Origin of the sequence: Kineosporia mesophila, from assembly GCF_021129235.1 — a bacterium.
GTDB classification, from domain to species: domain Bacteria; phylum Actinomycetota; class Actinomycetes; order Actinomycetales; family Kineosporiaceae; genus Kineosporia; species Kineosporia mesophila.
Genome location: NZ_JAJOMA010000001.1, coordinates 381591 through 406387 on the forward strand (window position 1 = coordinate 381591; position 24797 = coordinate 406387).

At 69.2% G+C, this 24797-nt stretch carries 20 protein-coding genes; 7 read left to right on the forward strand and 13 right to left on the reverse strand.

Going from position 1 to position 24797, the window contains the following annotated elements:
• The first annotated feature begins 84 nt into the window (after window positions 1–84).
• Entirely contained in the window at window positions 85–2199 is a 2115-nt protein-coding gene (locus LR393_RS01660) for a tetratricopeptide repeat protein (protein ID WP_231481059.1), read from the forward strand.
• Here LR393_RS01660 and LR393_RS01665 read toward each other — a convergent pair.
• Window positions 2193–3698: a hypothetical protein gene (locus tag LR393_RS01665; RefSeq protein WP_231481060.1), complete on the reverse strand. Its 1506-nt coding sequence runs from the start codon at window positions 3696–3698 to the stop codon at window positions 2193–2195. The two genes, LR393_RS01660 and LR393_RS01665, sit on opposite strands and share 7 nt — an antisense overlap.
• Window positions 3699–4008: 310 nt before the next feature.
• Between LR393_RS01665 and LR393_RS01670 the strand changes: the two genes are divergently transcribed.
• Window positions 4009–4809, forward strand: coding sequence for an SGNH/GDSL hydrolase family protein (locus tag LR393_RS01670; protein WP_231481061.1), 801 nt, complete (start codon window positions 4009–4011; stop codon window positions 4807–4809).
• Window positions 4810–4976: 167 nt separating this feature from the next.
• Here the strand turns inward: LR393_RS01670 and LR393_RS01675 are convergent, their stop codons facing one another.
• The 4 genes from LR393_RS01675 to LR393_RS01690 all read right to left on the reverse strand — a co-directional run bounded on the left by LR393_RS01675 (window position 4977) and on the right by LR393_RS01690 (window position 10205).
• Window positions 4977–6707 (reverse strand): phosphodiester glycosidase family protein, encoded by a 1731-nt coding sequence (locus LR393_RS01675; protein WP_231481062.1) that lies wholly within the window; start codon window positions 6705–6707, stop codon window positions 4977–4979.
• Window positions 6708–6890: 183 nt separating this feature from the next.
• Window positions 6891–7919 (reverse strand): TIGR03842 family LLM class F420-dependent oxidoreductase, encoded by a 1029-nt coding sequence (locus LR393_RS01680; RefSeq protein WP_231481063.1) that lies wholly within the window; start codon window positions 7917–7919, stop codon window positions 6891–6893.
• A gap of 13 nt (window positions 7920–7932) precedes the next feature.
• The gene (gene hydA / locus LR393_RS01685; RefSeq protein WP_231481064.1) at window positions 7933–9354 is read right to left on the reverse strand and encodes a dihydropyrimidinase; all 1422 of its coding nucleotides are present in this window, start codon (window positions 9352–9354) and stop codon (window positions 7933–7935) included.
• Between the two features lie 2 nt (window positions 9355–9356).
• On the reverse strand, window positions 9357–10205 hold the full coding sequence (locus tag LR393_RS01690) for a nitrilase-related carbon-nitrogen hydrolase (protein WP_231481065.1): 849 nt from the start codon (window positions 10203–10205) through the stop codon (window positions 9357–9359).
• 207 nt (window positions 10206–10412) lie between these two features.
• Here LR393_RS01690 and LR393_RS01695 point away from each other — a divergent pair, with 207 nt between their 5' ends.
• Entirely contained in the window at window positions 10413–10919 is a 507-nt protein-coding gene (locus LR393_RS01695) for a mycothiol transferase (protein ID WP_231481066.1), read from the forward strand.
• On the opposite strand, the gene LR393_RS01700 is transcribed toward LR393_RS01695, so the two are convergent.
• The gene (locus LR393_RS01700; protein WP_231481067.1) at window positions 10892–11956 is read right to left on the reverse strand and encodes a phosphotransferase; all 1065 of its coding nucleotides are present in this window, start codon (window positions 11954–11956) and stop codon (window positions 10892–10894) included. The two genes, LR393_RS01695 and LR393_RS01700, sit on opposite strands and share 28 nt — an antisense overlap.
• A gap of 194 nt (window positions 11957–12150) precedes the next feature.
• Between LR393_RS01700 and LR393_RS36090 the strand changes: the two genes are divergently transcribed.
• Window positions 12151–12996 (forward strand): discoidin domain-containing protein, encoded by an 846-nt coding sequence (locus tag LR393_RS36090; RefSeq protein WP_231481068.1) that lies wholly within the window; start codon window positions 12151–12153, stop codon window positions 12994–12996.
• Between the two features lie 59 nt (window positions 12997–13055).
• On the opposite strand, the gene LR393_RS01710 is transcribed toward LR393_RS36090, so the two are convergent.
• The 6 genes from LR393_RS01710 to LR393_RS01735 form a co-directional block, all read right to left on the reverse strand.
• The gene (locus LR393_RS01710; RefSeq protein WP_231481069.1) at window positions 13056–13751 is read right to left on the reverse strand and encodes a helix-turn-helix transcriptional regulator; all 696 of its coding nucleotides are present in this window, start codon (window positions 13749–13751) and stop codon (window positions 13056–13058) included.
• A gap of 278 nt (window positions 13752–14029) precedes the next feature.
• Window positions 14030–14776 (reverse strand): class II glutamine amidotransferase, encoded by a 747-nt coding sequence (locus LR393_RS01715; RefSeq protein ID WP_231481070.1) that lies wholly within the window; start codon window positions 14774–14776, stop codon window positions 14030–14032.
• Between the two features lie 33 nt (window positions 14777–14809).
• Window positions 14810–15736, reverse strand: a complete 927-nt coding sequence (locus LR393_RS01720; protein WP_231481071.1) for an amino acid ABC transporter permease — start codon at window positions 15734–15736, stop codon at window positions 14810–14812.
• Complete coding sequence (locus LR393_RS01725; protein ID WP_231481072.1) at window positions 15733–16380, reverse strand: amino acid ABC transporter permease; 648 nt, start codon at window positions 16378–16380, stop codon at window positions 15733–15735. Before LR393_RS01725 ends, LR393_RS01720 begins: the two co-directional genes overlap by 4 nt.
• Window positions 16381–16383: 3 nt before the next feature.
• The gene (locus LR393_RS01730; RefSeq protein WP_231481073.1) at window positions 16384–17319 is read right to left on the reverse strand and encodes a glutamate ABC transporter substrate-binding protein; all 936 of its coding nucleotides are present in this window, start codon (window positions 17317–17319) and stop codon (window positions 16384–16386) included.
• A gap of 84 nt (window positions 17320–17403) precedes the next feature.
• On the reverse strand, window positions 17404–18165 hold the full coding sequence (locus LR393_RS01735) for an amino acid ABC transporter ATP-binding protein (protein WP_407937285.1): 762 nt from the start codon (window positions 18163–18165) through the stop codon (window positions 17404–17406).
• 193 nt (window positions 18166–18358) lie between these two features.
• On the opposite strand from LR393_RS01735, the gene LR393_RS01740 reads away from it, so the two are divergent.
• From LR393_RS01740 to LR393_RS01755, 3 genes are all read left to right on the forward strand, one after another.
• The gene (locus tag LR393_RS01740) at window positions 18359–19285 is read left to right on the forward strand and encodes a LysR family transcriptional regulator (RefSeq protein ID WP_231481074.1); all 927 of its coding nucleotides are present in this window, start codon (window positions 18359–18361) and stop codon (window positions 19283–19285) included.
• A 202-nt stretch (window positions 19286–19487) separates the two neighbouring features.
• Entirely contained in the window at window positions 19488–22196 is a 2709-nt protein-coding gene (locus LR393_RS01750; protein WP_331282893.1) for a right-handed parallel beta-helix repeat-containing protein, read from the forward strand.
• A gap of 57 nt (window positions 22197–22253) precedes the next feature.
• Window positions 22254–23207 (forward strand): RICIN domain-containing protein, encoded by a 954-nt coding sequence (locus LR393_RS01755; RefSeq protein ID WP_231481075.1) that lies wholly within the window; start codon window positions 22254–22256, stop codon window positions 23205–23207.
• A 287-nt stretch (window positions 23208–23494) separates the two neighbouring features.
• Here the strand turns inward: LR393_RS01755 and LR393_RS01760 are convergent, their stop codons facing one another.
• Window positions 23495–24553, reverse strand: a complete 1059-nt coding sequence (locus LR393_RS01760; protein WP_231481076.1) for a hypothetical protein — start codon at window positions 24551–24553, stop codon at window positions 23495–23497.
• Window positions 24554–24797: the final 244 nt, after the last annotated feature.

Here is a 24797-nt window from a genome sequence, read left to right on the forward strand (position 1 = left end):
ATCTTCCGGCCCTAGGATAGGACGGCACGTGGACTCAAGGGTACGCAGCGTGAACATGCTGTGCCGAGAACGGGGATCTCGCCGATGCCGGAAGACGACGCCGTCAGCAATGTCCTGACCGGCTCGACGGCGAACAACGTCGTGCAGGTGGGCTCGGCGCAGACGGTGAACCTGACCATGCTGCGCGAGGTGCCGCCCGCCCCTCCCGCTCCGTACCCGGTGCCGCCGGCGCCCCGGTTCTTCATCAACCGCACGGCCGCACTGGGCTGGCTGAACGAGCGCCTGGAGACCGGGCCCGCCGACCCGTCGGAGTCCGGGCCCCGGCTCATCGTCTGCCGGGGGCGGCGCGGCATCGGCAAGAGTGCCCTGGTGCTCCGCGCGGTGGACCGCACCCGGGCGGAGTTCCCCGGCGGCCACCTGTTCGCCGAGCTGGGCCCGCAGCAGCACCGGGGCGGCCTGCCGATGTCCGACGTGCTCGGCCGGTTGCTGCGTCAGCTCGGGGTCGACGACGCGACGATCCCGGCGTCCACCCCGGAGCGGGCCGACCGGCTGCGCAGCCTGCTGGCCCACCGCGGGCGGGTGCTGATCCTGCTCGACGACGTGCGCGAGGCCCAGCAGGTGCGCTGGGTCCTGCCGAACACGTCCGACTGCGTCGTGCTCGCCACGACGGACGTCTCGATGGGGGAACTGGTCATGGACGGTGCGGAGTTCCTGACGGTCGACGCCCTCGACGAGACCGCCGGGGCCGACCTGCTCCGCCGCATCGCCGGGCCGGACCGGTTCACCGACGCACCGGCCGTCGCCCGGCTCGTCGAGCTCTGTGAGGGCATCCCCCTGGCCCTGGGGGCCGCGGCCGCCCGGCTGGCGGAAGACCCGTCGCTGAGTGTGCCCGCGTTCGTCGCCGAGCTCAGTGACGAACGGGCCCGCCTGACCGGGCTCTCGGTCGACGGCGTGCCCGTGGTCGGGGCCGTGTTCACCGCCGCCTACGACGACCTGCCCGACACCGCCCGGACCGTCTACCGGGCGCTCGGCCTGCTGCCCGTGGCCGGTGAGTTCGACACCGGTCTGCTCGCGGTCGCCGCCGGGCTGAACCCCGGGAACACCCGGGCCGCCGTCGAGACTCTGCGGGTCCGGCGTCTGGTGGAAGCCGTTCCGCAGCGGCCCGGCCGGTACCGGGTGCACGGTCTGGTGCGGTCGCACGCCTGGCACCTGCACGGCAGTACCTCACCCGACGACGTGGCCCGGGCGATTGCCGGTTACCAGCTGGCGGCGACGGCCCGGGCCGACCGGCTGCTGTTCCCGAGCCGGCTGCGGTTCACGCCGGAGTCCGCGCAGGAGTTCCCCGCCCGGGGTGAGGTGACCACCGCGCCGTTCAACGCGTCCACCGCTCTGGACTGGCTGGATCGCGAATGCACCGGACTGGTCGCCACGATCCGGTCCCTGGCCGACCAGAACCGCTCCGAACTGGACGATCTCGCGTGGATGACGGCCGAGAGCCTGACCGCGCTGTTCCTGAACCGCCGTTACCTGGCGGCCTGGTACGAGACCGGCACCCTGGGGGCGCGGGCGGCCGAGCGGGCGGGACGGCCCGACGCCGCGGCCCGGCTGTGGAGCCTCACCTCCCGCGCGATGACCGACCTGGGCCGTCACGACGAGGCGGAACTGGCCACCGCCCGGGCGATCACGCTGGCCTCGGGCTCGGTGCACCTCCAGGCCTCGGTCTGGGAGTTCCGCGGCCGGGTGCTGGAGCGCACCGATCCGGGGGCGGCGGTGGCGGCCTACGAGCACTCACGGGATCTCAACCGGCAGATCGGTGAGCAGCGGGGCGAGGCCCTGGCCCTGTTCTTCCTCGGCCGGTGCCTATCTTTCGCCGGTGATCAGGAACGGGCCGGAGCGGTGCTGACGCAGGCTCTGGAGAGTTTCGCGACCGCGGTGAAGGGTGGGCCCGACGTGCGCATGCAGGCCCGGGCCCGGGCGGCGCTGGGTACGGTGTTCCGGCGGCAGGGTGATGTGGATTCCGCGGCCGGTGCATTGAGCACAGCGCTCGCGGAACTCGATGCGGCGCAGGTGTGGTCGTACCAGGTCAGCATCCTCGACGAACTGGCCGAGCTGGAGTCGGAACGGAGCCACCCCGAACTGGCGACGGCCTACCGCGAGCGGGCCGTCCGCGTCCGTGCTCTGCTGGAAGGGTCTCACTGAGGGGAGATCTCGAGCTTCACGGTGATCGGGCCCAGGGTGACCCTCACCGGTCCCCGTGGGCTTCCGTGCTGAACCAGATGGTGCAGGGCGGCGCTGACCAGGGCGGCGTCGCCCGACCCGGTGACTCGTGACAGCTGTCCGCGCAGGCGGACCAGCACGGTGTTGCCCGGTTCGGCCACGGCTGCGAGGAATCGTTGCCGGGAGTGCTCTTCGAGCCATTCCCGGGTCTGCGCGGGTTCCCGGACAGACCGGGACAGCATCACCGAGGCGCTGTCGCGGCGGCCGAGATCGAGCTCGTCGTCGTAGGTGGCCAGATGGCTTGACGCGCGAACGACTTCGGGAAGGTAGGCGCCGACCGCGGCCGGGAACCGTTCGATCCGTAGGCTCCCGTCGGGTCGGGACGAGGTGTGCACCTGGAACGACGCGACCGCGGCCGCGTCGACGTGCGCGGCCGGCCAGGCCCGGTGCGGTGTCTGTTCGCGTGGGGGCAGGCCGAGGGCGTCCAGAATCCAATGGTGGACGTCGTGGTCACCGGAGAACGCCGCGTCCCGGATCGCGGGGGAGACGGGGGATGCGTCTGACACCTGGTCGCGCAGGTCGGTGCCCCGCAGGCGGGTGGCCGACGAGATCAGGCGGTGCATCGGGGTTTCCGGAACCATCTCGGGTCCGCCGTCGCCGGTGAGCAGGATCGGCCGGCCGAGCGCGGCCGAGTAGAACGTGACCGAGCCATGGTCGCCGACGACCAGGTCGGCCGCGACCACGCTCGCGGGCCAGCCCTGACCGGCCGGCACCAGCAGCAGCCCGGCGTCGAGGGCCTCGGCCAGACGGGTGCGGATCTGCCAGTCCCCCTGGGCGGACCACAGATTCGGGTGAAGAGCCAGCGCCACGGCGAACTCGTCGGCGGGCAGCGCGGCGAGCAGGCGGGAGGGGAGGTCGGGTTGCCGGGTGAGCAGGGCCTGCTCACCCCAGGTCGAACTGATCAGCACCAGGCGCCGGGGGCCGACGTGCAGGGCTTCGCGGTAGAGGGTGCGCAGCGGCTGGCTGGCGCGCAGGCGGTCGAAGTAGCTGTCCCGGGTGAGCACTGCTTTGCCGGCGAGTTCCGGTGCCACGTGGCTCAACTGGGTGCGCTGCGATTCGTGGGCGATCGCCACGCGAAGGCCGGGACGGTTGGTGAGAGTCACCCCGGAGAGCCGTGGCGTTCCGTCCACGTCGCGCAGGTGCTTGTGAAAACCCACGCCGTGGGGGAGAAGCAGGATCGGGGTCTCGATGTCTTCCGGTATGGCGGTGTTCTCACTGGCCGTCAGGATCAGGTCGAAAGACTGCTTCTGCTGCTCGTCGTCGGTGAGAATCCGAACTCCCCTTTGGAGCAGCAGGTCTCGAGCCCCGTGACTGAACCGGGAGCGTTCGTCGAGCCAGAAGGAAACGGCGATCCGGTCGTCCCCCCGCAGCACGTCCAGTTCGTCGAGCAGACGGACGGCCGAGGTGATGGTGCGGGCCACAGCGAGAACCGCCCGCGGCTCCCGGCTCCCGGCTCCCGGCTCCCGGCTCCCGGCTCCCGGCTCCCGGCTCCCGGCTCCGTGACATTCTGCATTCTACCTAACCAAGAGTGACGATGAGGGGGTGCTCCGCGAGTCACCTTAGTTTCCCGGGGTTCCTCCCGATCTCCCTGGGAGAAAAGAGGGGCGGGCCACCGGACGATACGGGAGGGGTCAAAGTACTTATTTTTCCGGATCCGACCCTTTATTGGTACCGAGCTGTGCACCATGGGTGGCGTTCCAGTACCTAAGGGGGGTCATCATGCGCAGGAAAATGGCATCGGTGTTGGCCGCGGTGGTCGCGGTGCTCGGTGTGGCGGCAATTCAGGCGGGACCGGCGGAGGCCGGTACCGGGCGGAGCCTCGAATACGTGGCGCTCGGCGACTCCTACGCGGCCGGGGTGGGTGCCCCGCCGTACGACCCGGCCAGTGGTGACTGTCTGCGCAGCCCGCTGAATTACTCCCACACCTGGGCCGCGGACCACGCTCGAGTCATGCTGACCGACGTCACGTGCAGCGGTGCCACGACGGACGACGTCCGGGCCGGGCAGCTGTCCTCACTCAGCCGCAAGACCCGGCTGGTCACGCTGACGATCGGCGGGAACGACAACAAGGGCTTCTCCCGCTCACTGCAGGCCTGCCTGCAGGGAACGGACGCCGACTGCGAGGCCGCCACCACGGCCGGTTCCGAGTATGCGAGCACCGTGCTGGTCGCGGACCTCGAGGCGCTGTACCGCCAGGTGCGGCACCTGGCCCCGCGGGCACGCATCGTGGTGCTGAACTACCCGCAGCTCATCGACCAGGGCACGGGTAGCTGTGGCGTCATCAGCCCGAGCGTCTACCGGCGGGGCCTGATCGCCGACCAGATCACTGCTCTCGACGCCGCGGTCGGCACGGCAGCCCACCGGGCCCGGGTGAAACTGGTGGACGTCCGTCCCGACTTCGTGGGTCACGCGGCCTGCTCGGCCGACCCGTGGATCATCGGCACGAACGTGCAGGCCCAGGTCGAGTGGTTCCACCCGAACCCCACGGGCCACGCCGCCTACGCGGCCGCCCTGGAGTCGGCCATCGGCTGAAACCCCCTCCGTGATCATGCAAAACCTCCCCGGAGTTCTAGAACAGTCTCACTGAGAGTTCTAGAACGCCGGGGAGGTTTTGCATGATCACGGAAGCTGGGGGTGTTCTTGCCGCTGGTGGGAAACCCGGGTCGGCGGGAGGGGCGCCGACCCGGGTGGTTCACCGATCAGCGGCGCGGCGCGGTTACCACGAGCGCGTCGCCGTCCGAACGCTCCACCTGGGCACCATTACTGGTGTCCGAGGGGGAGCTGACCAGCGTGCCGTTCACGACGGTGGCCGAGGAGCCGCCGCCGTCCAGGTTGAAGGCCTCCACCGCGCCGAGTGACTTCATCACCGCGGCGAAGTCGGGGATGCTCAGGCCCTGGCTGAGTTTCGACTGCCGGCCGTCGGCCTGCACGAGCAGCAGCCGGCCCTGGGAGTCGACGCCGGCACCGGTGCGGGGGTTGTCCCGCACGACCCAGCTGTAGCCCCAGGCCGCGCCGAGGGCGGAGTCGGGCAGGTTCAGCTCCGGGTCTTCGTGGATCATGCCCTCGGCCCGGACGTCGACCGAGACCTTGCCCTTGTGCACGAGCACCGGACCGCCGTTGACGACCGAGTCGTTCTTGCCGAAACTGACGCGACGGCCGCGCTCGTCCGTGACCTTGGTGTCGAGCGTGATCTTGGTGCCGACCGGGGCGTGCTTGCTCAGCCAGGTCGCTCCGGTGCCGATGCCCTGGAGCACGGTCGAGCCCTTCGGGACGGTGCCGCCGGTGCGCTCCTGCACGGCCGTGACCTTGCCCCTGGCCCCGACGACGACCTCGACGCCCGCACCGGTCGGCAGCGTCGTGCCGTAATCGTCGGTGAAGCCGATGATCTCGCTGTCGTCGGTGCAGGTGAAGTCCTGCACCGGGCGCTGGGTCGGCACGTCGCCGCCCACGCCACCGCAGTTACGGATCACGCCGGGCGTGCGGTTGAGACCGTCCACCAGTTGCCGCTTCTTGCCGGCCTTGACCGAGAAATGGGTCTGGAGGTACGAGACCTCGGTGTCGCGGCCGCCGTCACCGAGCAGCAGCGCGGCCCTGCCGTTGATCGCTGCGCTCTTCACCTTGCCGTCCACGACGGACAGCCCGGCCGGGATGCCCTGGGCGCCGTCGGCGTCGGCGGTGACGAAGAAGCCACCGTTGACGGCGTAGATCGCGTTCTTGGACCGGGCCAGGGCCGTGGTGGTCTCACGGCCCGAGACCGCGGAGCCGAGCGTGGAGGAGACGTTGCCCTGGAACCGCTTGAAGTCGATGGTCAGGGACCGGACGACCCACGGGCCGGTGTTGTCCGGCCGGCCGTCCTGGCCGGTGAAGACGACCGCGGGGGACAGGCCGGCGGCGACCACGGCGGCGTACAGCGGGTCGGCGGAGGTCGGGGCGGCGTCCCAGCGGCCCAGCCGCAGGGTGTAGCCGATCAGCCCGCCCTTGAAGTCCTTCATCTCCGGGACCCAGTCGACCGCCTCGACGCGCGGCTTCCAGCCCTTGGCCTCGAGCTGGGCGGCCACCTCGCTGTTGGCCAGGAGCCTGCCGGCGATGGCGGTCGCCTCGGCCTTGGTCCCGAGCAGGGCCTTCGGAGAGTCCTGGTCGTTGTCGTCGGTGGGGTCACCGATCGGCAGGTTGATGCCGATCGTCCAGTAGTCCTTGGCCGGGTCCATCTTTCCCCGGGTGATCGTGGTCATGGTCAGACCCGGGGCGATCGTGGTGGTGGTACGGGTCTCGGACAGGCCGGACGGGCCGAGCGGCAGCTGCTTCGCCGTGCCGGCGTGGGCCGTGGGGGCAGCTGTCGTGGAGGCCGAGGCCGCGGGGGAGACGAGCGCCGTGAGCGACGTGGCGAGCACGAGTGCACCGGGTACCGCGGCGCGGCGGAGCGAGAGCATATGTGTTCCTTCGGGTGGGCCCTGAGATCCCTGGCCGTCGCACAGTACGTACTTATTTGCCCAGCTATCAATAGCTTTCGGGTGTCTCGGCAATGAATTGCCCGTTCTGCCACCTCGGGGTCGCGGCCTGGGCAGCACCGTGCCGCCGGCCGGGTGTTCCCGGACGGCGGCGACGGCGGCGGCTCAGATCTTGGCCACGACCTGGTCCCGCACGGCGGGGATGATGCTCTCGCCGTACAGACGCAGGGTCTCTTCCTTGTTGTCGTGGTCGAGGTAACCGGCGAACTGGGTGGCCCCGGCGGCCTTCAGCTGCTCCAGCTTGGCGATGTGCTGCTCGGGCGTGCCGATCAGGCAGAACCGGTCGACGATCTCGTCCGGGACGAAGTCGACGTGGTCGTTGCCGGTCTTGCCGTGGGAGTTGTAGTCGTACCCGGTACGGCCGGCGATGTAGTCGGTGAGCGCCTTCGGGATGTCGCCGTCGGTGCCGTACTTGGCGACGATGTCGGCGACGTGGTTGCCCACCATGCCGCCGAACCAGCGGCACTGGTCGAGGGCGTGCCGGTAGGACGCGTCGGTACCGTCGGTGACGTACATCGGCCCGGCCACGCAGAACGACAGGCTGTCGGGATCGCGCCCGGCATCCGCCGCGGCCTTGCGCACCGTGGAGATCATCCAGGTGGCGATGTCCACGTCGGCGCACTGCAGGATGAACCCGTCGCCGACCTCACCGGCCGCCTTCAGCGCGAGCGGACCGTAGGCGGCCACCCACACGTCGAGCTGCGAATTGCGGCTCCAGGGGAAGCGAATGGTCGAGCCCTCGATCTCGACCGACCGCGAGTTGGCCAGTTCCCGGATGACGTGGGTGGCCTCGCGCAGCTGCTTGAGTGTGGTCGGCCGCCCGTTGGTGACCCGCACCGCCGAGTCGCCCCGGCCGATCCCGCAGATCGTGCGGTTGCCGAACATCGAGTTCAGGGTGGCGAAGGTGGAGGCGGTGACGGTCGCGTCCCGGGTGGCCGGGTTGGTCACCATCGGGCCGACCTTGATCTGCGCGGTCTGACTCAGGATCTGCGAGTGCACCACGTACGGCTCGAGCCACAGCACGTGCGAGTCGTAGGTCCAGAAGTAGTCGAAGCCGTGGTCCTCGGCCAGCCGGGCGAGTGACACCACACGGGTGGCAGGGGGATTGATCTGTACGACGACACCGAAATCCATGGGTCAGATCCTTTCAGGCCAGGTACTGGCTCAGGCCGCGCTTGAGGTAGCGGCCGTGGCCGGCCCGGCCGAGGTACTTCTCGTCGTCCACGATGACCTCGCCGCGGCTGATCACGGTGTCGACGTGACCGTCGATCTCGAAACCCTCCCAGGCCGAGTAGTCCATGTTCATGTGGTGGGTCTTGCCCAGGCCGATGGACGTGTGGCCGTTCGGGTCGTAGACCACGACGTCGGCGTCGGCGCCCGGCTGGATCACGCCCTTACGCCCGTAGAGCCCGAACATCCGGGCCGGGGTGGTGGAGGTGATCTCGACCCAGCGCTCCAGGCTGATCTGCCCGTTGACGACGCCCTGGTACATCAGGTCCATCCGGTGCTCGACGCTACCGATGCCGTTGGGGATCTTCGAGAAGTCGCCGATCCCCATCTCCTTCTGGTCTTTCATGCAGAAGGGGCAGTGGTCGGTGGAGACCATCTGGATGTCGTTGGTGCGCAGGCTCCGCCACATGTGGTCCTGGTGGCCCTCGGCGCGCGAACGCAGCGGCGTCGAGCAGACCCACTTGGCGCCCTCGAAACCCGGTGCCCCGAGCTGTTCCTCGAGGGAGAGGTAGAGGTACTGCGGACAGGTCTCGCCGAACACGTTCAGGCCGCGGTCGCGGGCGGCGGCGATCTGCTCGACCGCCTGCTTGGCGCTGACGTGCACCACGTAGAGCGGGGCGCCGGTGAGATCGGCGATCATGATCGCCCGGTGGGTGGCCTCCTCCTCGGCCTGCCAGGGGCGGGTGAGCCCGTGGTAGTACGGGGAGGTGTTGCCGGCCTCGACCGCCTGCTGCACGAGAACGTCGATCATGGCGCCGTTCTCGGCGTGCATCATCATCATGGCGCCGTTCTCGGCGCCCTTCTGGAAGGCCCGCAGGATCTGGCCGTCGTCACTGAGGAAGACGCCCTTGTAGGCCATGAAGAGCTTGAAGCTCGTCACGCCCTCGTCGATCAGCTCGTCCATCGCCTTGAGGCTGGAGTCCTGGACGTCGGAGAGGATCTGGTGGAAGCCGTAGTCGATGGCGCAGTTCCCGGCCGCCTTCTCCTGCCACACCTGGTGCTGGGTGAGCACGTCCTGCTCGGGGTACTGCACCACGAAGTCGACGATGCTGGTGGTGCCGCCCCAGGCCGCGGCCCGGGTACCGGTCTCGAACGTGTCGCTCGCCTGGGTGCCGCCGAACGGCATCTCCATGTGCGTGTGGGCGTCGACACCGCCGGGGATGACGTACTTGCCCGCCGCGTCGATCACCCGGTCCACGTTCCGCTCGATCTCGAAACCGAGCAGCGTCGAACCGGGCTGGAGCACGGCGGCGACGGTGTCGCCGTCGATCAGCACGTCGGCCTGGGCCCGGCCGGTCGCCGAGACCACCGTGCCGTTCTTGATCAGTGTTTTCGCCATGATCACGGCTCCACGATCAGGCCGTAGGCGTCGGGACGACGGTCGCGGTAGAACTGCCAGTCGTCGCGCACCTGGCGGATCCGGTCCAGGTCGAGATCCCGCACGATCAGCTGCTCCTCGCTGCCGGAACCGACCTCGCCGACGTAGTTGCCCTGCGGGTCGGCCACGTACGAGGTGCCGTAGAAGTTCACCGCCTCGTCGCCGAACTCGTTGTCCTCGGTACCGACCCGGTTCGGGACCAGCACGTAGTAGCCGTTCGCGGCGGCGGCGCCGGTCTGCTCCAGCTCCCAGAGCCGGTTCGACAGGCCGGGCTTGGAAGCGTTGGGGTTAAACACGATCTGCGCCCCGGCCAGGCCGAGCATGCGCCAGCCCTCGGGGAAGTGCCGGTCGTAGCAGATGGTTACGCCGACCTTGCCGATGGAGGTCTCGAACACCGGCCAGCCCAGGTTGCCCGGACGGAAGTAGAACTTCTCCCAGAACCGGTCCAGGTGGGGGATGTGGTTCTTGCGGTACTTGCCCACCACCGAGCCGTCGGAGTCGACCACCACCGCGGTGTTGTAGTAGACGCCCGGCATGGCCTCCTCGTAGATCGGGAGGATCATGACCAGGGACAGTTCCTTGGCCAGTGCCTGGAAACGCTGCACCACCGGCCCGTCGGCCGGCTCGGCGAACTCGTAGTACTTCTTGTCCTGGACGATACCGAAATAAGGACCGTAGAAAAGTTCCTGGAAGCAGATGACCTGGGCGCCCTGCGACGCGGCGGCGCGGGCGAAGTCCTCGTGCCGCTTGATCATCGATTCTTTGTCGCCGGTCCAGGTGGTCTGGGTGATCGCGGCTCGGATGACGGTCATGACGTCCTTTCTGCCGAGGGAGCCCGGGTCTCCCGATATGAGGAGGGGCCCCGCCGATCGGGGAATTCTCCTGACTCGCGTAGGTACCGGTCTAACAGATGTTCTGCATCGTCCGGTCAATGAAATCGATTCGAACAATGATTCATCTGGGAGAAACATCGATGTCATCGGGTGGTCACGGCCGCGGGTCAGGCATAGATTCTGCGGATGAACACCTTCGACCTGCTGAATGATTCGCTGGAGCGCATCAAGGAGAACGTGGCCGCGGCGGCGGACGGCCTGAACGCCGATCAGCTGTCCTACCGGCCCGGTGGCACAGGCAACTCCATCGCCTGGCTGTTGTGGCACCTGGCCCGGGTGCAGGACGCCCAGATCGCCGATGTCGCGGGCACCGAGCAGGTGTGGACGGCGCAGGGCTGGTTCGGGCGGTTCGGGTTGCCGTTCGACGTCCAGGCCCACGGGTACGGCATGTCGGGTGACGACGTGGCCAGGGTGCGGGTCGAGGACCCGCAGCTGCTCGTGGACTACTACGGCGCCGCCCACGCCCGCACGGTCGAGTACTTCTCCGGGCTGAGCGAGGCCGATCTGGACAAGGTCGTGGACGAGGCCTGGGACCCGCCCGTGACCCTCGGCGTGCGGATCATCAGCATCCTCGACGACGACGCCCAGCACGTCGGGCAGGCCGCCTACGTGCGCGGACTGCTGCCCAGCTGACCCAGCCAGTGCTCGATCGGCCGGCCCCACCCGTCCGCGGCGACCGGGTCCCACCGCACGGTGCCGCCCGGCTCGTCGGGGGTGAGGGCCCGGAGCCAGTTGTGGGCCCGCAGCAGGGGCGCCAGCTCGATCACCCCGTGCAGTTCCGCGCGCAGTTCGGCCCGGGGTGCGAGGTCGGTGAAGGCATCCAGATACGCGTCTTCCAGGCGTGCGGTGCCGGCCTGGTCCACGCCGGCCCGGCGGGCCAACATCAGCGGCAGATCCATCGTGCTGAACGGGTGGGCCACGGTCGAGTCACCGAAGTCGAAGAACCGGGCCCGGCCGTCGGCATCCACCGCCACGTTGCCGTCGTGCAGGTCGCCGTGCTGGATCGAGACCGGAATGGTGGACGTCCGCCACCACCCGGGTGGTTGGGTCTCCCACCGGTCGGCGAGGGTTTCCAGGCGGGCGCGCATCGCCGCCGCACCTGCGGGTCGTTGGCAAACAGTAATTTTCGGGTTGCAGAGGACGCGGTAAAGTCGCCTTCGAGGGTAATCCCCTCTTTGCGCGTTGCACCGCGAGTCAATGGCGTCGGGCGTGTGCCTTGTTGCCGTGGAAGCAGATGTGAGAGGCAGCGGTTGTGGACAGCTCTGAGCCGGCGCCCCGTACCCGTGCGGAGGCCCGGCGCGCGCAGGCCCGGAAGACGGGCTGGACACAACCGGACCAGCCCGGTCAGCGGGACGAGCGGGATCAGCGGGATCAGCGGGATCAGCCAGGTCAGCCGGACCCGGCGAGTCCGCCGGCTCAGGCCGGGCCGCCGGATCGCCCGGGCTGGATCCGGCCGGACCGGCCCGGCCCGGTGAACCCGGATCGCCCGCAGGCCAGGCCGCTGCTGGGCCCGCCGGGGCGGAGCCAGGAGTCCAGGACGGCAGGGGAGCGTTCGGCTCCGGGCTCGCAGACACAGGATTCGAAAGGGCGCGGTCCGGGTGCGCGGGATTCCGCGGTACGGGGCGCGGACTCGGTGGGCCAGGACTCGGCCGTGCGGGTTTCGGGGACATCGGATCCGTCGGCCGACGCACCGGAAACACCAGGTTCGGTGGCGCGAACTTCGTCGGATTCTCCCTCCTCCGGCCCGGTTCCACGAGCGGAACCGCGAAGGGCGGGGTTTGCGCGGTCCGGCGGTGAGGAGCCGGGTGGTGAAGGGCCTGACGGCGAGGGGCGGCGCGATGTCGTTGCCGCGTGGGGTGGGTCGGTGGTGGGCCGGGGGGCCGCGGCGCGGGTGCCTCTGCGGGGGCTTCGGGGTGTCGCCGTGATCGCCGGGACGGTCGCCGTCGTGGCGGGGGTGATCGTGGGTGGGATCGCGACCGTGCAGTCGCTGAACCAGCGGGACGACTCCGGGGGGAATGCGTCCCTGGCCTCTGACCCGCTGACCCCGAATGCGACCGATTCGGTGAGCGGGACGGCGGCCCCGTCGGCGGCCGCCTCGTCCACCGCCAGGAAGTCCCTGGAGCCGACGAAGAAGCCCACCAGCCGGGCGGCCTCGGGGGAGAAGACCACCGTGCCCACCCGCAGGGCCGCCTCCACCGCACGTTCGAGCACCACCACGAAGAAGGCTCCCGCGGCCAGCAGCGCCACGAAGGCGTCGAGTGCGGCCTCGGTGAAGGTGGCGGACCCCTCGGTGAACCTGGCCGCGTCGAAGTCGGTGCAGACCGGTGGGCACGTCCAGGACTACGTCGCGAGCAACATCACCGACGGCGACGCGAGCACCTACTGGGAGGCGGAAGCCGGTTTCCCGCAGACTGTCACGGTGGATCTGGGCTCTCTGCAGACGGTCGGCCGGCTGCAGCTCGCCCTGCCCCCGGTCTCGGACTGGAACAGTCGCACGCAGACGATCGCGATCAGCGGCAGCCGTACCGGCTCGTCCTGGTCGCGGCTCAAGGGTGCCGCGGGATATACCTTCGACGCGAATTCGTCGTCGCAGAACGCGGTCTCGACATCATTCACGCAGGCCCGGGTGCGCTATCTGAGGCTGACCTTCACCGCCAACAGCGGCTGGAGCGCGGCGCAGCTGTCGGAGCTCCGCGCCCACTCCTCCTGAAACACGGCGGTAGCCGCGGTGATCCACCGCGGCTACCGTTTCGTCCTCAAGTGGTGCTTTTAAATGATGCCCGACCGCATCGCGTACGCGACCGCGTGCGAGCGGTTGCGCAGGTTCAGCCGGGTCATCATCGCGTAGAGGATGTTCTTCACGGTGCGCTCGGAATACTTCATCCGGTCGGCGATCTCGGCGGTGTCGAGGCCCTCGGCGATCAGCCGCAGCACGTCCACCTCGCGGGTCTCCAGGCCGGACGCGGTCAGGCCACGCGGGCCGAGCACCGTCTCCTGAAGGTGGGCGACGTCTTTCAGCAACTGGCCCTGGATCTCGGGCGGCAGCTGACTGCCACCGCTCATCACGGTCCGGATCAGCTCGGTGAACTGGTCGGGGGTGACCTCGGAGCGCCACATCGCGCCGGCGACCCCGACCTCGGCGGCGGCCAGCCAGTCGCCGCCGCCGAGGTTGTCGAGGATGAGGACGAACGGGGCCGAGCAGACCTCACGCAGGCCCCGTAGGCGCCGCAGGGCCCGGCCGCTGAGTCGGGGGGCCACAATGACCACCACGTCGGCCTGGGGGAGCTGGGGGGTCGGCAGTAGCTGGATGTCGGGGCTGGGGCCGATCAGCCCGGCCACCCCGGCCCGGCTGAACACGTCCACGGCCTCGACCGCGATCCTGATCCGTCGTAGCTGCCGTTCCGTCACCACTGCCGGACGGCTGGAGCCGGGCCAGGTGCGGGCGCTCTGCGGGCCGACGCTCATAGTCGAAACCGTCCCTCCATATGGTGCTTCTCTGGTCTGCCACCCACCGGGCCGCGTCGTCGGTCTTCAGTCACACCCCTCCGGCCGAGGGTTGTCTGTGTGGGCCTGGATGTTCGAGCGACGCTGGTGAACGGTAGGCGGTGTCAATGTATACCGCGAATTTGGCCCGCAAGGACATGAATGAAACGTTAAGGCCTCTTTGGATCACCAGTTCTGATAAAGGGACCTTGCCGAAAAGCCGGAATGCACTTGCGTATCCGGTGATCAGGCGAAAGCGGTCAGTGAATCCGGGGTTGAAGATCCGTGGTGGTGAACTGGGCCGTGTGGCTCGCGGGGAGCTCACGCCACTGCGGACGGGGCTGCGGCCAACCCTGCGACGCGACCACTGTCTTGTGTTCTTCCTGACGGTAGCTCAGGCCGAAGTAGCCCGGGCCGCGACGGCCGATCACCTCGGAGTGAGGGTCGTGCTCCGCATAGGTGAAGAGCCCGTCCGGGGTGAGCATCATGCAGTTCAGACTGACGACCATCTCGGCTCGCTCGCGAATCGACTGCGCCGTACGGGTGATCGCCGGCGCGGCCGGTGAGCCCTGGTCCATCTGCTCACGCACGGCGAGGAAGTACCGTTCGCTGTCCGTGGTGCCGACGGCCGTGGCCAGGAGGCTGGGGGAGATCAGCGCGTCGAGGCTGGTCACCGGCCGGATCTCGCCGTTGTGGGCGAAGGCCGCCCGGGCGTCGCCGAACGGGTGCGTGTTGTCCGTCGAGACCGCGAGATGGGGGCTCGCCATCCGGATGTGCAGCACGGCCATGTCGGTCACACAGCTCTTCAGCAGGCTGCGCAGCAGGTCGCTGTCGTCCGCCCGGTCGGTGCCCTTGACGATGCTGACGGCGCCGAGCTCGTCGCGGAAGGCGATTCCCCACCCGTCCTTGTGCTCACAGGCGAGTTCCAGGAAGGGATCGAGGTCTTCTGCCAGTAGTTCGGCGATGGGGGCGGATTTTCGGGTGACTACGCCCAGAAGACGGCACACGGTGTTCACACTCCAGAAGTCGGGAATGGCGGATCAGGCTCGGCCGCCGGCGCCACCGATGCGGCGCTCGACCTGGCCGGCGAGAGCGGCCAGCGTGAGGTTCGCGACGATGAAGACGGCTGCGACGACCACGAAGCTCTGGATCACGGTGTGGTTGAATTCGCCGAGAACTCTTGCGGAGTAGAGAAGTTCGAGGTAGCTCACGACGTAGCCCAGGGTGCTGTCCTTGAGCAGGCGGATGATCTGGCTGATCAGGGCGGGTGCGGCGAGGCGGACGGCCTGGGGCAGCACCACCAGGCGCATCGCCGGCCAGTAGCCCAGACCGAGGGCGTAGGCGGCCTCGGTCTGACCCCGCGGAAGGGCTTTCACCGCGGCCCGGAAGATCTCGGCCAGCACGGCGGCGTTGGTCAGCACGATCGGGATGATCAGCAGCCAGAACAGCGGGATCCGGATACCGGTGCTGGGCAGGCCGAGCAGGAGGGCGTAGATCAGCAGCAGCAGCGGAACCGCGCGCAGCACCTCGACGAACAACGTCGCGGGCCTGCTCAGCAGCGGACTGCGCGACAGCCGGGCCAGGGCCAGCAGGGCCCCCAGCGGCAGGGCGATCGCGCCGCTGATCAGCGTGACCTGGAGGGTGGCCCAGAGCGCGTTCAGCAGGTACCGGATCACCGGCCACTGGGTGAACAGCTGCCATTTGGACCATTCCAGCTGGCCGTTGACGGCGAACTGCCGCACGCCGGCGGCGAGCATCACCGCCAGCACGACGATCGAGACCACCGTGGCGATCCGGATGCGCTGCCGGCCGCGGGGCCCGGGGACGTCGAACAGGGCGGCGTCCTGGGCCCCGATGGCCGCGAACCGGGCCCTGAGGCCCCCCGGGGATGCCACCGTGACCGGGGCCAGGCTGATCTCCGGGTCGCCGACCCCGTCCCGGGCCGGCTGCTCGGTGGTCGAGCTCATCGCTGCACCGCCAATCGCCTGTCCAGGTAGCCGGCGGACCGGCCGATGATGAAGGCCATGGCCACATAACAGATCGCGGCCGCGCCGAACGTGACCAGGGGCTGGGCGTATCGCTGGTCCAGCAGCTGGGTCTGCCCGGTGAGCTCCTGCGTCACCCCGACCGCCGCGGCGAGCGAGGAGTTCAGGACGATCGCGATGAGCAGCGAGGCCAGCGGCTGGATGATGGTGCGCAGGGCCTGGGGGAGCACCACCAGCCGCAGTACCTGGCCGAAGGTGAATCCCAGGGCCCGGGCCGCCTCGATCTGCCCTTGCGGGACGGCCCGGACCCCGGATCTCATGGTTTCGCTGAAAAATGTTGCCCAGTAGAGACTCATCGCCACCACCGCGGTCCCCAGCAGCGGCCCGACCAGACCGATCTCCGGCAGGCCGAAGACGAACAGGATGAGCAGGACGAGCAGTGGGATGCTCCGGACGAGTTCCACGTAGGCGGTGGCGGCCAGGCGCAGCGGCAGCACCGGACTGATCCGGCACACCGTGAGCAGCAGGCCGAGGCCCCCCGCCAGGACGAACGTGGAGACGCTGATCTGGATCGAGATCAGCAGACCCTGGCCAAAGACATCGAGGTTGCCGGCGATGACGTCCACGGATCAGCCGATCGTGGGCGGGGTCGGGACGTCGCCCGGCACCTCGGTGCCGACCGTGGCCTGCCACACCCTGGCCCAGGTGCCGTCGTCGATCTTCGCCTGCAGCCAGGTGTTCACGAACTTCTTGAAGTCGGCGTCGTCCTTGGCCAGGCCGATGCCGTAGGGGTCTTCGGTGAACTTGTCGCCGATCACCTCGACGTCGTCGTTGGTCACGGCGTTACCGGCCAGGATGGACTGGTCGATCACGTAGGCGTCGGCGCGGCCCTGCTGAAGTGCCTGCAGCGCTTCGGTGTTGGTCTCGAACAGCTGGATCTTCGCGTCCGGCGCGGCCTCGGTGATCTTGTTCGGTGCGGTCGAGGCCGACTGCGTCACCACGGTCTTGCCGTTCAGGTCGGCCAGGGTGTTGATGCCCGTGGTGCCCTTCTTGACCTCGATGCCGAGGCCGTCCTGGTAGTACGGGCCGGCGAAGGAGATCTTCTCGGCGCGCTCCGGGGTGATCGTGTAGGTGGCGAAAACCACGTCCACCGAGCCGTTCTGGATCAGTGCCTCACGGGTCTGCGAGGTCACGTTGACCAGCTTGGTGTTCGGCTCGCCGATGATGTAGTCGGCCAGCAGCTGCGACATCGCGGCGTCGAAGCCCTCCACCTTGCCGGTGGTCGGGTTCAGTAGGGAGAACAGGGCCGAGGTCTGTACACCGCCGACGGTGAGCTCGCCCTTCTCCTTGATCTTGGCGGCGGTCGAGCCCGCGGGCAGGTCGGTGGCCGGCTGCTGGGCCTCGATCAGCGCGGCGATGGCGTCGCTGTCGGCGTTCGAGGTGGCCTGAGCGCCGCCACCGGGCACGGCGCCGGCGTCGGAGGAGCCGCCGGAGCAGGCTGCGGCGAGGGCCAGGACGGTGCCGGCGGCTGCGACGGTGCCGGTACGGCGGATGATGCTCATCATCAGGATCTCCAGGTGAAGAGGTGGGTGGGAGAGGGCATAGCGAGTTGATCCAGGTACTTCGGTGCGCCGCCGGATGAGAGCTGCTCAGTGGGTGAGCACTTTGGCGAGAAAGTCTGCGGCCCGGTCGTTACGCGGGTTGGTGAAGAACTGCTCGGGAGGCGCGACGTCGAGAACACGCCCGCCGTCCATGAACACCACCCGGTCGGCCGCCTTGCGGGCGAACCCCATCTCGTGGGTGACCACGAGCATCGTCATCCCCTCGGCAGCCAGGCCGGTGAGGACGTCGAGTACCTCCTGGATCATCTCCGGGTCGAGCGCCGAGGTCGGCTCGTCGCAGAGCAGTACCCTGGGCTCCATCGCCAGCGCCCGGGCGATGGCCACCCGCTGCTGCTGGCCGCCGGAGAGCTGACCAGGATGTTTGTGGGCGTGGTCGGCCATCCCGACCCGGCCGAGCAGCTCCATGGCCAGGGCGTTGGCCCGGTCCTTGGACAGCCGGCGGACCTTGATCGGGGCCAGGGCCACGTTCTGCCGGACGGTCAGGTGGGAGAACAGGTTGAACGACTGGAACACCATGCCGGCCTGGGCCCGCAGCTGGGCCAGCTCGCGGCCCTCGGCCGGCACCGGCTTCCCGGCGACCTCGATCACCCCGGAACTGATGGTCTCCAGCCGGTTGATGCACCGGCAGAGCGTGGACTTGCCCGACCCGGAGGGGCCGATCACGACCACCACCTCGCCCAGCGCCACATCAAGGTTGATGTCGAAAAGGCAATGGAAAGAGTCGAAGTACTTGTTCAGGTTGCGAATCCTGATCAGAGAGTTCGAGTTCGAATCTTCCTGCGCCGTGATCGTTACCTCCGGCCGGTTCTGGGCCTTGGTCCTGCCGAACACGGTCACCTCCCGAGGGTGGATTGTCGATCAATATGGTCAATTACAGCGAGATCGGATCCCGACGTCCAACGAGAGTTTTTTGGCGGAACCATCAAGACTCTTTATGGATCGAAGGTGTCCGGCCGAAACGCCGGGTGGACATACTGATCAGGTGGATGTTCAGCAGCTCAGGGTGCTGGCGGAGGTGAGCCGCACGGGGTCGTACACCGCCGCGGCGGCTTCTCTGGGTTACACCCAGCCGGCAGTGAGTTACCAGATGCGGCGGTTGCAGCAATCTCTGGGAGCCCCGGTGGTGGTGCGGGTGGGCCGGGGGCTGCAGCTCACCGAGCTCGGCGAGGTGCTGCTGCAGCACGCCGACAACGTGTTCTCGGTGATCCGCGCGGTGGAGCAGGACATGTCCTCGGCCGTGGCCCGGGGCGGTGGACTGGTGCGGGTGGTGGCCTTCCAGAGCGGGCTCATTCGTCTGCTCCCGCCGGTGATCGACCGGCTGCGGGTGTCGCACCCGAACATCCGCATCAGTGTGACCCAGGCCGAGCCGGTCCAGGCACGGCGGCTCATCCGCTCCGGTGAGGTCGAGCTGGGCCTGCTCTGCAACTGGGCCAACGAAGACCTGCCCGAGGGCGAGAGCACCATGCTGCGGAGGGAACTCATCACCGACCGGCGGTGCGTGGTGATGCCGGCCGGGCACGCCCTGGCCCGGCGCAAGACCATCGATCTGACCGAACTGGCCGACCACGACTGGGTGATGGAGAGTTTCCGCGACCGCTTCATGGCAGCCTGTACCAACGCCGGTTTCAGCCCGCGCATCGTGGCCACCGTCGACGACGTGCTCACCGCCCAGGCCCTGGTGGCGAGCGGTATGGGCATCAGCCTGATGAACGAGCTCGGCCTGCTCGGCCACACCCGCCCCGACCTGGTCCACCGCCCGCTGCGCGACTGGCCCCTGCGCCGTACCTACGCCCTGCTCTGGCCCGACATGGCCCGGGTGCCGGCGGTGGGGGTGGTGCTGCACGAGATCCAGGCCGTGGCCCGGGCGGTGCGCAAGAACGCCCCGGCCGCCACCGAGCCTCAGCCCTGACCCGGACCCCGGGTTGGTGGGCATCACGACCGGGCCCGGGTGACTGACCGCACTTCGCCTCTCCGGGAGGTGCGGACGATTGCCGGAAAGGGCGAAGATGAAGGCCGGCCCCACGAACAGATCACGGAGAGCTACGCATCATGACCTCACCGGCCGATGGCGGACCGAACGGCACGGCCCGGCAGCCTGGGCAGGATCGACTGTGAAGTTCGGTGGTCGTGAGCTCCGGCCGAACGTCCGCCCCGCGCCGGGCGCCTCGTCCGTGGTGCGGGTCGGGCCCGGTGACCGCCGGGCGATCGGCACGATCACCGAGGCGCTCGCCGCGGCCCAGGACGGGCAGACCGTCGCCGTGGCGCCGGGGGTGTACCCGGAGAACCTGGTGGTCTCCCGGCCGGTGGCGATCGTGGCCGAGCAGGGGCCGGGCACGGTCCGGGTCGTCAGCCCGGCGGGGGTCACCCTGGCCGCGCCGGTGCGGATCCACGGGCTGGTGCTCACCGGGGCCACCGACGGCAACCCGCAGCTGCGGGTGATCGGCGGGGTGGCAGAGCTGTCGGAGTGCGATGTGATCGCCGGCCGGGTCGACCTGGAGAACGAGGCCGCGATCCGGATGAGGACGTGCCGCATCAGCAGCGCGCCCCTGGTCGGCCTGCACCTGACCGCCTCCAGCCAGGCCGTGATGAACACCTGCGTGATCACGGCCGTCGACGGAACCGGCGTCGTGGTCAGTGATTCCGCCCGGCTGACGTTGCAGGACACGCAGATCCGCTCCCCCCGGGGGTCCGGCCTGCGGGTGCGGGGCCAGGGCCGGGTGCAGGCCGAGGGCAGTGAGTTCTCGCGCACGGGCCGCAGTGGGGTGCTGATCGAGGACGACGCGTCGGTGATCCTGCGCGGCTGCCGGATCGAGCGTGCGGGCACCGAGGGCCTGCGCATCCTCGGCAGCGGGCCCGCATCCGGCGTCGGTACCGCACCGGCCGATACCTCCGGCGTCCTCCTGTCCGACTGTGTGATCGAAAAGTCCGTCGGCGACGGTGTTCTGGTGAGCGCGGGGCAGACCCGCCTGAGCGACTGCCGAATCGCCGGGACCGGGCGTTCCGGCCTGGTCGCGGCGGGCACGAGCGTGCTCACGCTGGAGAACTGCGTGCTCGAGAAGGTGACCGGCACCGGCGTGGTCTCCCGAGACCAGGCCCAGCTCTCGTTCAGTGACGGCTCGGTACGCCGCAGCGGGGCGAACGGGTTCTACCTCTCCGGCAGCTCCGGTACCCGTCTGAACGACGTGCGGATCGAGGAAGCCACTTTCAGCGCGGTCTGCGCGGGCGACTCGGCGCAGATCGAGGTCACCGGCCTGGTGGTCGCCGGCACTCCCGAGCACGGCCTGCACATCAAAGGACGCGCGAGCGCCCGGGTGCGGGGAGGTTTCGTCCGTACAGCCGGGCTGAGCGGTGTGCAGACCGAGGGGGATGCCGAACTTGACCTGTCCGGGCTGGATCTCGAGCGCTGCGGGGTGGGTGTCTCGCTGACGTCGCGAGAGCGGGCGACGGTGGCGAAGACCGTTGTCAGCGAGAGTGAGCGCTCCGCCGTGCAGATCGGGCCGGGAGCCGGTGCCACGATCCGCGAGGTGCGCGTGCGCCGGGCCGGTACGGCCGGGATCGTGCTGGAGAAAGACGCCCGGGGCACGATCGAGGAGTGCCACATCGAGGGGGCGGGCGGTTCGGGCCTGGTGGTCTGGACCGGTGCCAGTCCCACGGTGACCCGGCTGACGGTGCGGGACACCACCAAGAACGGCGTCTTCGTCGGCGACGGCGCCTCGGGAACCTACGAGGACTGCGACGTCTCGGCGAGCGGGTTCCCGGCCCTGCACGTGGGCAAGAAGGCCACGCCCACGGTGACGGGCTGGCGGATCCACGACACCGAGGCCGACCTGAGCCAGGACGAGGACGCGCAGCCGGATTTCGCGAAGATCACCATTGCGAACGTCCGGACGTCGACGGTCCCGGCGGCCGCGCGCACCGGCGCGCGGCTCGAGAAGGTTACGGCCAACGGGCCTTCCGGGGCCGACCGGGGCGCGGGGGCGGCGGCGACGGCCGAACCGGAGGAATCGCTGGACGAGCTGCGCGGCCAGCTGAGCGGGCTGGTCGGCCTGGAGCTGGTCAAGAACGATGTGAACGCGCTGGTCAAGCTCATGCAGATGGTGCGGCGGCGGCAGGAGGCCGGACTGGCGGCGCCACCGCTGAACCGGCATCTGGTGTTCGCCGGCAACCCGGGCACCGGCAAGACCACGGTGGCGCGGCTCTACGGCGGTCTGCTGGCCCGGCTCGGGGTGCTGGAGAAGGGGCACCTGGTCGAGGCCGACCGGGGTGCGCTGGTCGGCTCGTACGTCGGTCACACGGCGCCGAAGACCGAGGCGGTGTTCCGGAAGGCTCTGGGCGGTGTGCTGTTCCTCGACGAGGCGTACTCGCTGTCGCCGCCCGGGCAGCCGAACGACTTCGGTCAGGAGGCCATCGTCACGCTGATGAAGCTGATGGAGGACTACCGCGACGAGATCGTCGTGATCGTGGCCGGTTACTCGGGCGAGATGCACCACTTCCTCAGCTCGAACCCCGGCCTGAAGTCCCGGTTCTCGCGCACCCTGGAGTTCGTGGACTACACCTCGGAAGAACTCACGCGGATCGTCGAGATGCAGGCGGCGCATCACGAGTACGTCATCACCGCCAGCACCCGCACGGCGCTGGTGGAGTATTTCGACGCGATCGGGCGCACCGCCGGTTTCGGCAACGGACGTGTGTCCCGTCAGCTGTTCCAGTCGATGACGGAGCGTCAGGCGTCGCGACTGGCTGACACGGACCTGTCGGAATCGTCGAACGAGCTGCTGCAGCGCATCGATCCCGCGGACATCCCGCCGCATTCGATCTGAGGTACTTTCGGATGTTGTTCGCCTCGTGACAGCATCCGCTCTCCTTAGGAGAAGACCGTGAACCGCGAACCGACGACCGGGCCACCCGCACAGGACGAGAACGGCAGCCGCCCGGAGTTCCTGAGCTCCTGGAAGGGGTCGGTGACGGGTCGGCACCCGATGGCTGCCGTGCCCACCCGGGGCCTGCAGGGTGTGGCCGTGATCGCCGGGTCGCTCGCGGTGGTGGCGGGCGTCGTGATCGGCGGTGTGGCGGCCGTCAGCACGGTCGCGAACTCCGGTGGTCAGGAGCCGCAGAACGCCTCGCTGGCCGCCTCGAACGTGCAGTCGACGGCAGCCCCGATCAGCTCGGCGACCGCGGCCGACGGGACGGTTACCCCGACCGCCACGCCGACGGCGCGCAAGCGGAAGACAGCCACGCAGGAAGCGGTTCCGGTGCGCACCCGGACGGTGACCGAGACCGCCGCGCCGACCGGCACGGCCACGGCGAAGAAGCAGTCGTCGGCCGCGAAGAAGAAGGCCGTGACCGCCGCGAAGAAGGCTGAGGCGTCGCCGAACACCACCGTGCAGTGGGTCGGCCTGGTCAAGAACGAGGTGGTCGCCGACCGGTGCATCGACCTGGCCGGTGTCGACGGGGTGGCCCTGGGCACCAAGCCGGTGTCGCTGGTCTGTTACCCGGGCAGCACGGACAACCAGGAGTACGAGACCATCACGCAGGCGAACGGCACGTTCCTGCTGCGTAACGTCAAGTCTCACTACTGCCTGGACGTACCGGGCCGGGGCGCGGACGCTTCCGGCACCGAGATCGGTATCAGCGACTGCCTGCTCGGTGCGCAGGACAACCAGATGTTCAAGAAGCAGGCGCAGGGCAACGGCTTCTATCTCGTCAACGTCAAGAGCGGCCTATGTCTTGACATTTCGAACGCGGGTGGCAACGACAAGTTGGAGCAGGTGCTGACCCTGTTCCCGTGCTCGCCGACCGACGACCACATCTGGAACTTCGTCACTTCGTGATCCACGGTCCGGTTCCGGGCAATTCCGGGAGTATCTTCGGGCAGTGTTCGGCGGGGGCCCCGGCGGGGCGTCGTGACCTGCGCGGCGGAAGTCTTTCTGCGCCAATTCCGAACAGAACTGGCTGCTGCCGCGCGAACGTGCTGCGGGAGGAGAAGCTGCTCGACGAGCTCACCGGCCTGTCCCTGCCGGATGCCTCGAAGGCTACGCGCTGCTGCAGTCGCTACAGGTCGCGGTGGAGTTGAGCAAGGCCGGAACTCAGGGTGGGGCCGGCGTCGGCCCCACCCTGATCAGGCCACGGTCTCGGGCTCGGCGGCGGCGTTCTCGGTGAGCGGCGCGTAGGGATGCCCCGCGTCGTCCAGCCCCGGGTGGGGCACTGGTGACGGGGCCGGTCCGTCGATGGGTCCGACGCCGGCGGTGAGGGCTTGGTTGCGGAGGTGTTCGAGGACTTGGTGTTCGCGGCGGTTGCGGGCGGTGGGGCGGGTGGTTTCTTCGACGAGGTAGACGGTGGCGTCGCCGTGTTGGTGGTCGAGGGCCAGGACGCGGAAGCGGGTGGCGGCGGGGAAGAGGACGGTGTCGGTGTGGCCGACGAGGAGGGGTGTGCGGCGTCCGGATTCGGACCAGATGACGTAGTTGATGAGGGGTCCGGGGCTGACGCCGGCGGCGGGGAAGGTGGTGCGTTCGGCGCGGGTGAAGGCGGGTTCGGTGAGGACGCTGCCGGGGAAAAAGGCGTCCAGCGGCATGTTGTCGCGGGGTGCCCGGTGAAAACAGGCCCCGGGGTGCACCGGCAGCCGGCCCAGGCCGGACACCAGGCAGGCCACCGTGGGCCGGTCGGCCTGGTGGGGCTGCCCGTCGCGCAGCCTGGTGTCCAGGCCGGTCAGGGTGCCCCGCAGGTAGGCGCGCAGCACCGAAAGCTCTTGCGAGATCACGGCGGTGGGCGCGTTCATCAGCATGCCGCGCAGTTCCGGCGGTTTGCCCTCGATCAGCCGGATCACCTCGGCCAGATCGGCGTCCAGCTCGGAACCGGCCTGCTCGCGGCACCATTGGCGTTCCTGCGGGGTGCTCTGGTGGCCGGGCAGCACGAGGGGCACGAACGGCCGGGTCTCGATCATGATCAGCGGGGGAGTGGGGTCCTCGACGTCTTCGGGCGGGTCGGCCGGATCGGCGAGAGCATCCAGGGCGTCGAGCTCGGGGATCTCGTCGGTCGACTCCACCTGATCGGCGTGGTCGGCGTGGTCCACCGGGCCGGGGGCGGGCTGGGGGCCTGGGCGGGTGCCGAGACCGATCAGCAGCACGCCGAGGAAGATCAGGGTGATGGCGGCGACGATCGCGACCTGCTGTGCGGACATCTATCCGGCCCGGAGCCCGCTCGGGGGAGTGTTCCCCCGCGGCGCGTGGAACGCTGGGCGAGCTGGCCGGTGTTCCGGCCAGATGGAGCTGAGCATGACGTTTACCACCATCCCGACGAGGATCTGATCTGTCCCGTCTGTCCTATCTTGCCGCATGGGATGTCACGGTGCTGCGGTTCCTGACCGGCCGGCCTCGCGGGGCGGGCCCGGGGGAGCGTCGATCGCGGAACCGAGGTCACCCGGT